General features: G+C 66.4%; 10 protein-coding genes. 7 read left to right on the forward strand and 3 right to left on the reverse strand.

Annotated features, from left to right (window positions below; all coding sequences use genetic code 11):
* Window positions 1–30: 30 nt before the first annotated feature.
* From VIR62_RS08770 to paaG, 3 genes are all read right to left on the reverse strand, one after another.
* Entirely contained in the window at window positions 31–486 is a 456-nt protein-coding gene (locus tag VIR62_RS08770; RefSeq protein ID WP_431870467.1) for a CBS domain-containing protein, read from the reverse strand.
* A gap of 84 nt (window positions 487–570) precedes the next feature.
* Window positions 571–2,592, reverse strand: coding sequence for a phenylacetic acid degradation bifunctional protein PaaZ (paaZ, locus tag VIR62_RS08775; RefSeq protein WP_431870469.1), 2,022 nt, complete (start codon window positions 2,590–2,592; stop codon window positions 571–573).
* 103 nt (window positions 2,593–2,695) lie between these two features.
* Window positions 2,696–3,478 carry a 2-(1,2-epoxy-1,2-dihydrophenyl)acetyl-CoA isomerase PaaG gene (gene paaG / locus VIR62_RS08780; RefSeq protein ID WP_431870471.1) on the reverse strand — a complete coding sequence of 261 codons (783 nt, stop codon included), beginning with the start codon at window positions 3,476–3,478 and terminating at the stop codon, window positions 2,696–2,698.
* 177 nt (window positions 3,479–3,655) lie between these two features.
* Between paaG and paaI the strand changes: the two genes are divergently transcribed.
* The 7 genes from paaI (at window position 3,656) to paaE (ending at window position 9,511) form a co-directional block, all read left to right on the forward strand.
* A complete protein-coding gene (gene paaI, locus VIR62_RS08785) occupies window positions 3,656–4,102 on the forward strand; it encodes a hydroxyphenylacetyl-CoA thioesterase PaaI (RefSeq protein ID WP_431870473.1) in 447 nt (148 codons plus the stop codon).
* Window positions 4,103–4,207: 105 nt separating this feature from the next.
* Window positions 4,208–5,410 carry a 3-oxoadipyl-CoA thiolase gene (pcaF, locus tag VIR62_RS08790; RefSeq protein WP_431870475.1) on the forward strand — a complete coding sequence of 401 codons (1,203 nt, stop codon included), beginning with the start codon at window positions 4,208–4,210 and terminating at the stop codon, window positions 5,408–5,410.
* A gap of 126 nt (window positions 5,411–5,536) precedes the next feature.
* Window positions 5,537–6,523 (forward strand): 1,2-phenylacetyl-CoA epoxidase subunit PaaA, encoded by a 987-nt coding sequence (gene paaA / locus VIR62_RS08795; RefSeq protein ID WP_431870476.1) that lies wholly within the window; start codon window positions 5,537–5,539, stop codon window positions 6,521–6,523.
* Window positions 6,524–6,671: 148 nt separating this feature from the next.
* Complete coding sequence (paaB, locus tag VIR62_RS08800; protein WP_431870478.1) at window positions 6,672–6,953, forward strand: 1,2-phenylacetyl-CoA epoxidase subunit PaaB; 282 nt, start codon at window positions 6,672–6,674, stop codon at window positions 6,951–6,953.
* Window positions 6,953–7,780, forward strand: a complete 828-nt coding sequence (gene paaC, locus VIR62_RS08805) for a 1,2-phenylacetyl-CoA epoxidase subunit PaaC (RefSeq protein WP_431870480.1) — start codon at window positions 6,953–6,955, stop codon at window positions 7,778–7,780. The genes paaB and paaC overlap by 1 nt, the downstream gene beginning before the upstream one ends.
* 113 nt (window positions 7,781–7,893) lie before the next feature.
* Window positions 7,894–8,313: a 1,2-phenylacetyl-CoA epoxidase subunit PaaD gene (paaD, locus tag VIR62_RS08810; RefSeq protein WP_431870482.1), complete on the forward strand. Its 420-nt coding sequence runs from the start codon at window positions 7,894–7,896 to the stop codon at window positions 8,311–8,313.
* A gap of 121 nt (window positions 8,314–8,434) precedes the next feature.
* Window positions 8,435–9,511, forward strand: coding sequence for a 1,2-phenylacetyl-CoA epoxidase subunit PaaE (paaE, locus tag VIR62_RS08815; protein WP_431870484.1), 1,077 nt, complete (start codon window positions 8,435–8,437; stop codon window positions 9,509–9,511).
* Window positions 9,512–9,541: the final 30 nt, after the last annotated feature.

Consider the following 9,541-nt stretch of genomic DNA (forward strand, 5'->3'; position numbering starts at 1 on the left):
CCCCCTCCCGAGCGGGCGAGGGGCTTCGCGTCAGTAGGCGACTTCCGCCTGGGCGTGCGACTGGTTGTGCTCGCCGCCGGGTTCGCTGACGCCCTCGAGCGCGCGGGACGCGGCTTCGTTGGCATGGGAGCGGCTGAGATCGCCCAGCGAAACGATGCCGACCAGTTGTTCGTCGCGGCTCATCACCGGAATGCGCCGAACCTGACTCTCCTTCATCTGATCGGCGACTTCGGTGACGTCCTGGTCGTCATAGCAGCACAGGATGTCGCTCGACATCACGTCGCGGACGGCGGTGTCGGAGCCAAGACCCTTAGCCACGCCGCGCACCGCGATGTCGCGATCGGTGAGCATTCCGACAACACGGCCGCCTTCGCAGACCGGCATCGATCCGGCGTCGGTGCTCAACATTGTTTGCGCCGCCTTGCTTATCGGCTGGTCAGGCGACACCGTCTCGACACGCGACGTCATGCATTCGGACACTTTCATGGGGTTGCTCCTCAAATGGGTTAGCCTGAGATCAACCCATCAGGGGTGGCGGACGTTCCGCCATCCGATCCGAAAGTCAGAGCGTTAGGGCGTGTTCATGGTGAGAAGGTCGTAGGTCGCGACGACCTCGTCCTTCTGGTTGAAGACATAGACCGCCCAGCGGACCTCGCCTTTCTCCTCGTCGCGGACGCTCTTCGACTTGACGGTCAGCTCCACCCGCATGGAATCGCCCGGATAGAGCGGCGTCATGAAGCGCAGGTTCTCGAGGCCCGTGTTGGCGAGCACCGGACCCGGCGCCGGCTCGACGAAGAGGCCGGCGGCGAAGCTCAGGATCAGGTAGCCGTGGGCGACGCGGCCCTCGAATATGGGCGAAGCCTTGGCGGCTTCCTCGTCCATATGGGCGTAGAAGGTATCGCCGGTGAAATGGGCGAAATGCTCGATATCCTCGAGCGTGACGGTGCGGCTGTTCGTCTTGAGCGTATAGCCGATCTCCAGCTCCGAGATGCGCTTGCGGAACGGGTGGACCTCGCCGGTCGGCTTGTTCGCGCCCGGCAACCACTGGTGCACGACTTTCGACAGCATGTCCGGCGCGCCCTGAAGTGCCGTGCGCTGCATGTAATGGGTGACGCCGCGGATGCCGCCCATCTCCTCGCCGCCGCCGGCGCGGCCGGGGCCGCCATGGACGAGAACGGGGAGCGGGGAGCCGTGGCCGGTCGATTCCTTCGCTGATGTGCGGTCGAGGATCATCATGCGGCCGTGATAGGCTCCCGAGCCCAGCACGAATTCCTCCGCCACCTTGTTGTCGAAAGTGAAGAGCGACAAGGCGAGGCTGCCCATGCCGCGATTGGCGAGCGCGATGGCGTCGTCCAGGCCCTTGTAGGGCATGATCGTCGACACCGGGCCGAACGCCTCGACATCGTGGACGGCGTCGGCGGTCCAGGGCGTGTCGGTGCGCAGCAGCACCGGTTCCATGAAGGCGCCCTTCTCATGGCCGGGGAAGACATGGTCCGGATTGCCCGAGACGATCCTCGCCTGCTTGTGGAGCTTGCCGATCTGCTCGCGCACGTCCTTGAGCTGTCGCGCGCTGGCGAGCGCGCCCATGGTTACGCCCTCGGCACGCGGATCACCGATCCTGACTTTGGCGAGGCGCTGACTGAGTGCATCCTGCACCGCGTCGAGATGCTCGGCCGGCGCCATGGCCCGGCGAATGGCGGTGCATTTCTGGCCTGCCTTCACCGTCATCTCCCGCGCAACTTCCTTGACGAAGAGGTCGAATTCGGGCGTGCCGGGGCCGGCATCGGGGCCGAGGATGGAGGCGTTGAGGCTGTCCCGCTCGGCGATGAACCGCACGCTCTCCCGCGCGATGACGGGATGCGTCTGAAGCTTCATAGCCGTCTGCGCTGAGCCGGTGAAGCTCACCACATCCTGCAAGGTGAGATGGTCCATCAGATCGCCCGTCGAGCCCATGATGAGCTGCAGCGCGCCCTTGGGCAGCACGTCCGCCTCGATCATGATCCGCACGCAGGCTTCCGTCAGATAGCCGGTCGCCGAGGCGGGCTTCACGATCGCGGGGACGCCTGCGAGTAGGGTGGGCCCCAGCTTCTCCAGCATCCCCCAGACCGGAAAGTTGAAGGCGTTGATATGGACCGCGACGCCGTGGAGTGGCGTGAAGACATGCTGGCCGACGAAACTGCCGCCCTTGGACAAAGGCTCCATGGCCCCATCGATGAGGATGCGCCCGTTCGGCAGCTCGCGCCGACCCTTGGACGAGAAGGAGAAGAGCGTGCCCGCACCGCCCTCGATGTCGATCCAGCCGTCCGTCCGCGTCGCGCCGCTGTTGTAGCTGAGCTCGTACAGCTCTTCCTTGCGCGCCATCACCGCCTGGGCCAGGCTCTTGAGCATCCAGGAGCGCTCGTGGAAGGTCATCTTGCGCAGCGCCGGCCCGCCGACGGTGCGCGCGTGGTCCAGCATCGCCTTGAAGTCGATCCCTCCGCTGCCGGTGGTGGCGATTACGTCTCCGGTGATGGCGCTATGCACGTCCGCCAGGCCGCCATCGCCCGCCACCCATCGGTCGGCGGTGTAGTTCAAGAGCTTCAGCGTTTTCATTTCGACCTTCCCGTCATGCTGAACTCGTTTCAGCATCCATCTGGTTGAGGGGCGGTGCGTATGTCGGCCTGGACCCTGAAACAAGTTCAAGGTGACGGCTCAATCATCGTCCCGTGAATTTCGGCATCCGCTTCTCCATGAAGGCCGCCACGCCTTCGCGATAATCGTTGCTCATCCCGAGCTCGCGCATCCTGTCGCGCTGCAGGTCCAACTCCTCGTCGAGCGTATGGCCCCAGCTTTCGCGGATCATTGTCTTGATCGCCGCCAGGCCTTGCGTCGGCGCGGAGGCGAAACGTGTCGCCAGTGCATCGACCTCCGCGTCCAGCGCCTCGTCTTCCACCGCCTTCCAGATCAGCCCCCATTCCGCCGCCTTTTCGGCCGGCAACGGCTCGGCGGTGAGCGCCAGCCCCAAGGCCCGCGCCTGGCCGACGAGACGTGGCAGCACCCAAGTGCCGCCGCTGTCGGGGATGAGGCCGATCGCGGCGAAGGACTGAATGAACTTGGCCGATTTGGCGGCGATTACGATGTCGCACGCCAGCGCGATATTCGCGCCGGCCCCGGCCGCAACGCCGTTCACCCGCGCAATGACGGGGAGGGGGAGCGAGGTCAGCTTGCGGATGAGCGGGTTGTAATAAGTCTCCACCGAATGGCCGAGATCGACGCTTTCGCCCGGCGCCACCGCCCGGTCGTTCAGATCCTGCCCGGCGCAGAAACCACGTCCCGCGCCGGTGATGACCAGCACCCGCGCGTCGCCCAGTTTGCCGAGCGCGTCCGCCACCTCCTCGTGCATCCGCACGGTGAAGCTGTTGAGCCGGTCCGGGCGATTGAGGGTGAGGCGGGCGATGCTGTTGTCGAGACTGAAGAGGATGGTTTCGTAACTGGACATGCGCCCCGCATAGCCCTTCCCTCCTTGCGGGGGAAGGATACGGAGACTTGGCGGGCAATCGCCTAGTCGAAGTTGGAATGGGGGGTGCGGCGCCATGCGCCGCGCGCTCGCCCATGCGAGCGCACCCCCACCCTTGACCCCTCCCCCCAAGGGGGAGGGGATGCTACGGCCCCTCGCGTGACTCGAACCGATCCCGACCAGCTCGCCACCTCCGTCGCCCACGCTATGCTCGCGGCGGAGGGCACCGGTCCCGCCTGGGGCATCGAGATAGAGGAAGCCCGCGAAGGCTATTCGCGCCTGCGCATGGAACTCCGCGCCGACATGCTGAACGGCCACGGCAGCGCCCATGGCGGCATGGTGTTCGCGCTCGCCGACACCGCCTTCGCCTATGCCTGCAACAGTCGCAACGTGCGCACCGTCGGCGCCCAGGCGACGATGGTGTTCCTCGACGGGGCGAAGGAAGGCGAGGTGCTGATCGCCGAAGCGCAGGAGGCCGCCCTCGTCGGCCGCTCCGGCGTCTACAATGTCAGCGTTAGGACCGAGGACGGCCGCGCCGTCGCGGAATTTCAGGGCTTCTCCCGTACCGTGGGCGGGCCGTTTATCGACGAACGAGAGGGCGTCTGAACCCGCTTTTTCGTCACCCTGAACTTGTTTCAGGGGCCATCTTCGCGCATCGCGGCGGTCAACGGAATGGATGCTGAAACAAGTTCAGCATGACGGAGTGGTAGAATGACCGAAGCCTTTATTTGCGACGCCACCCGCACCCCGATCGGCCGCTATGGCGGTGCGCTCGCCCATGTCCGCGCCGACGATCTCGCCGCCATCCCGATCAAGGCGCTGATCGACCGCAATCCGGGTGTGGACTGGGCCGACCTCGACGACGTCATCCTCGGCTGCGCCAACCAGGCCGGCGAGGACAATCGCAACCTCGCCCGCATGGCCGGGCTGCTCGCCGGCCTTCCCGACACGTCGGGCGGCGTCACGCTCAATCGCCTCTGCGGCTCCGGCATGGACGCTGTTTCCATGGCGGCGCGGGCGATCCGCGGCAGCGATGCCGACCTCATCATCGCCGGCGGGTCGGAAAGCATGAGCCGCGCCCCTTTCGTCATGGCCAAGGCGGCCTCGGCCTTCGACCGCAACGCCGAAATGTACGACACCACCATCGGCTGGCGCTTCGTCAATCCGAAGATGAAGGACGCCTATGGCGACGACTCGATGCCGAGCACTGGCGAGAATGTCGCCCAGGAGTTCCAAGTTTCCCGCGAGGACCAGGACGCCTTCGCCGTCCGCAGCCAGGAAAAGGCGGCGCGGGCGCAGGACAATGGCCGTCTGGCGGCGGAAATCGTGCCGGTCACCATACCCCAGCGCAAGGGCGAAGCCCTTGTGGTGGATCGCGACGAGCACCCCCGCAAGACGAGCCTCGAAGCGTTAGCCAGGCTCCGCCCCATCGTCCGCTCCGACGGCACGGTGACGGCCGGCAACGCCAGCGGTGTCAACGACGGCGCGGCCGCCGTCATCATCGCGTCGGAGGAAGCCGCGAAGCGCAACGGCCTCACCCCCCGCGCCCGCGTCGTCGGCACCGCCGTCGCCGGCGTCCCGCCGCGCATCATGGGCATCGGCCCGGCACCCGCCTCGCAGAAGCTCCTCAAACGCCTCGGCCTCATCATCACCGACATGGATGTGATCGAATTGAACGAAGCCTTCGCCGCCCAGGGCCTCGCGGTCCTGCGCCAGCTCGGCCTCCCCGACGACGCAGAGAATGTGAACCCCAACGGCGGCGCCATCGCGCTGGGCCACCCCCTCGGCATGTCCGGCGCCCGCCTCGTCCTCACCGCCACCGAAGAACTCCACCGCACCGGCGGCCGCTACGCTCTCGCCACCATGTGCATCGGCGTTGGCCAAGGCATCGCGATGGTGATCGAGCGGGTTTGAACTTCGCCTGTCACCTTCCGATGCGACTGGCGGGTCACGCCATGCGTTGAATAGCTGAATCGCTGCCGCCTGAATTCATTGACCGATCGGTCGGCGAATGGTAGAGTGCGGGCCAAGGAGCCAGTGATGTACACCACCGAATTGCAGAAGTCGGCCAAGCCGGCGGTTCAGCATATCGAGGACCCGGAAAAGCTCGCCGCCTTCGAGGCGCGCGTGGCGGCGGACGAGTTCATCGAGCCCAAGGACTGGATGCCCGAGGCCTATCGGCGCACGCTCACGCGGCAGATTTCGCAGCATGCGCATAGCGAGATCGTTGGTATGCTGCCGGAGGGCAACTGGATCACGCGCGCGCCGTCGCTCCGGCGCAAGGCCATTCTGCTCGCCAAGGTTCAGGACGAGGCGGGGCACGGCCTCTATCTCTATTCGGCGGCCGAGACGCTCGGCACCAGCCGCGAGGAGATGATAGAGGCGCTGCATTCGGGCAAGGCCAAGTACAGCACCATCTTCAACTATCCGACGCTCACCTGGGCGGATATCGGCGCGATCGGCTGGCTGGTCGACGGCGCGGCGATCATGAACCAGGTGCCGCTGCAGCGCACCAGCTACGGTCCCTATGCCCGCGCCATGGTCCGCGTCTGCAAGGAGGAGAGCTTCCACCAGCGCCAGGGCTACGAGATCATGATGCACCTCGCCGCCGGCACACAAGAGCAGCGGCACATGGCGCAGGATGCGCTCAATCGCTGGTGGTGGCCGTCGCTGATGATGTTCGGCCCGCCCGACGCCGACAGCCCCAACACCGCCCAGTCGATGCGCTGGCGGATCAAGCGCGACACCAACGACGAGCTTCGCCAGAAATTCGTCGACATCACCAAACCGCAGGCCGACGCGATCGGCCTCAAGGTGCCGGACGCGGACCTCAAGTGGAACGAGGCGAAGGGCGGCTACGATTTCGGCGAGATCGACTGGGAGGAATTCTACGCCGTGGTGAAGGGCGAGGGCCCTGTCGCCAAGGAGCGTATGAAGGCGCGCCGCGACGCCTGGGAAACAAACGCCTGGGTCCGCGAGGCCGCGGCCACCTATGCCGAGAAGCGGGCGAAGAGGAAGGCGGCGTGATGGTGTTCGTGAAATCCTCCCCGGAACGGGGAGGGGGATCAGCTGAAAGCGGGTGGAGGGGGCCCTCCACCCGTACCGTGGGCCTCCGGGGCCCCTCCACCACCCGCCTGCGGCGGCCGGTTCCCCTCCCCGTTCCGGGGAGGATTTGATGAAGGATTGGCCCCTCTGGGAAGTATTCGTCCGCTCGAAGGGCGGGCTTTCCCACCGCCACGTCGGTAGCGTCCACGCGCCCGACGCGGAGATCGCCGTCCGCCACGCCCGCGACACCTATACCCGGAGGATGGAAGGCGTGAGCCTGTGGGTCGTCCCCTCCGCCCAGATCACCGCCTCCGACCCGGCCGAGGACGGCCCGATGTTCGAGCCCGCCGAGGACAAGATCTACCGCCACCCGACCTTCTACAACATCCCGGACGACGTGAAGCACATATGATGGCCTCCCTCCCTCCGATCGACGTGCCAAAGGGCGCGACGGGCGCGGGCGCGTTCGATCCGCGGGCGGAGGTTCGCGACCGGCCGCTCGTCGACTATCTCCTCCGCCTCGGCGACGACAGCCTGATCCTCGGCCAGCGCCTCGGCGAATGGTGTGGTCATGCGCCGTCGGTCGAGGTCGACCTCAGCCTTGCCAACATCGCGCTCGACCTCATCGGCCAGGCGACGCACTTCCTGAACCACGCCGGCGAAGTCGAAGGGCGGGACCGCGACGGCGACCGGCTCGCCTTCCATCGCGACGTGCTCGATTACCGCAACTGCCTGCTCGTCGAGCAGCCCAACGGCGATTTCGCCCAGACGATGGCGCGGCAGTTCCTCTTCTCGACCTGGCAGAAGCTGCTGTTCGAGCGCCTCACGACCTCGAACGACGAAACCATCGCCGCCGTCGCCGCCAAGGCGGTGAAGGAAGTCGCCTATCACGAGGAGCTGGCGGCCGAGTGGGTCATCCGCCTCGGCGACGGCACCGAGGAGAGCCGGCAACGGATGGTCGACGGCCTCGGCTGGAATTGGCGCTTCGTTCCCGAACTGTTCGAGATGGATGAAGTCGCGCGCGCGATCGCGGAGCGCGGCATCGGCGCCGATGTCACCGCCTTCCGCGACGACTACGATAACAAGATCCGCGCGGTTCTCGACGAGGCCGGCCTGGATGCTCCCAAGGACCAGCGCCCTATCCTCGGCGGCCGCGACGGCCATCACAGCGAGCATCTCGGTCATTTGCTGGCCGCGATGCAGCACATCCCGCGCTCCTATCCGGAGGCGACATGGTGATGGGTGTTATGAGAACTGATGAAGTCCATTCGTCCCGAGCGAAGTCGAGGGGCGCTTCTCAGACTCCGTGCCAGCGCCCCTCGACTTCGCTCGGGACGAACGAAATCTGGCGGGTGCTCGAAAGCGTGCCCGATCCCGAAATCCCCGTCCTCTCTATCGTCGACCTCGGCATAGTCCGCGAGGTGACGCCGGAGCGGGTGGCGATCACGCCGACCTATACGGGCTGCCCCGCCACCATCGCCATCCAGGCGGACGTCCGCGCCGCGCTCGACAAGGCCGGCTTCGGCCACGTCCGTATCGACACTGTCCTTTCGCCGCCCTGGACCACCGACTGGATCAGCGAGGAGGGGAGGGCGAAGCTCCACGCCTACGGCATCGCCCCGCCCCAGCCCGCCTGGATACGTGAGGTCGCCTGTCCGCAATGCGGTTCGACCGACACCGAAGAGCTCAGCCGTTTCGGCTCGACGCCCTGCAAGGCGCAATGGCGCTGCCGCTCCTGTCTGGAGCCGTTCGACCTCTTCAAATGTCATTGACGCCCCCTCTCTCGTCACCCCGGCGAAGGCCGGGTTCCAGACGGTGGCACGGCGTCGCGCGCCGCCTGGATGCCGGCCTGCGCCGGCATGACGGGGCAGAGCGCGATCAGGGATCTTGGGAATGTCGATCGACTTCCACACGCTAAAAGTCGCCGAGGTCGTGCCCGAGACCGCCGAGGCCATGTCGATCCGCTTCGACGTGCCCGAGGCGCTGAAGGAGGTGTTCCGCTTCAAGCCCGGCCAGCACCTCACCCTCAAATGCGACATCGGCGGCGAGGAAGTGCGGCGCAACTATTCGCTGTGCGTCGCGCCGGAGGACGACCAGCTCAAGGTCACGGTGAAGCGCATCGCGGGCGGCCTCTTCTCCAATTGGGCCAACGACAATCTGAAACCCGGCGACGCGATCGAGGTGATGGCGCCGCACGGCAGCTTCACCTGGGATTTCGATCCGGCGCACGCGAACCATTATGTCGGCTTCGCGGGCGGCTCCGGCATCACCCCCGTTATCTCGCTCATCAAGACCGCGCTGACGACCGAGCCGGAAAGCCGCTTCACCCTCTTCTACGGCAATCGGGACAGCCAATCCGTGATCTTCCTGGAGGAATTGGCGCGGCTCAAGAACCGCTTCATGGGGCGGCTCGAAGTTTATCATTTCCTCGCCGAAGAGGCCGAGGATATCGACCTCTTCAACGGCATGCTCGACCGCGCAAAATGTGAGGAAATCCTCACGCATCTGATCGAGCCCGAGGACGTCGCCGGCTTCTTCGTCTGCGGCCCCGGCCCGATGATGGACGCGGCCGAGGAAGCATTGCTGGAGCGCGGCGTCGACAAGCACAAGATACACATCGAGCGCTTCACGGCGGATCGCCCGTCCGCCGCCGTCGAGGCCCAGATGCACGCCCTCCAGGACCAGGCGCGGGGCCTCACCATGCAGGTCACCCTCGACGGCCGGAAGCGCCGGGTGGCGTTCGACGCCGAGGCCGGCAACATCCTCGACAGCGCCCGCGCCGCGGGTCTCCCGGCGCCTTATGCCTGCAAGGCCGGCGTCTGCGCCACCTGCCGCGCCCGCGTCATCTCCGGCGAGGTCGAGATGGCCGCCCGCTACGGCCTTTCCGACGAAGAAGTGGCGGCGGGCTACGTCCTCACCTGCCAGTCGGTGCCCAAGGGCCCTGGGGTGGAATTGGATTACGACGCCTAGCTTCCCCTAGGGGGTTGAGGGGAGGGAGTG

The sequence above is a fragment of the Allosphingosinicella sp. genome, assembly GCF_036570505.1.
GTDB lineage: Bacteria > Pseudomonadota > Alphaproteobacteria > Sphingomonadales > Sphingomonadaceae > Allosphingosinicella.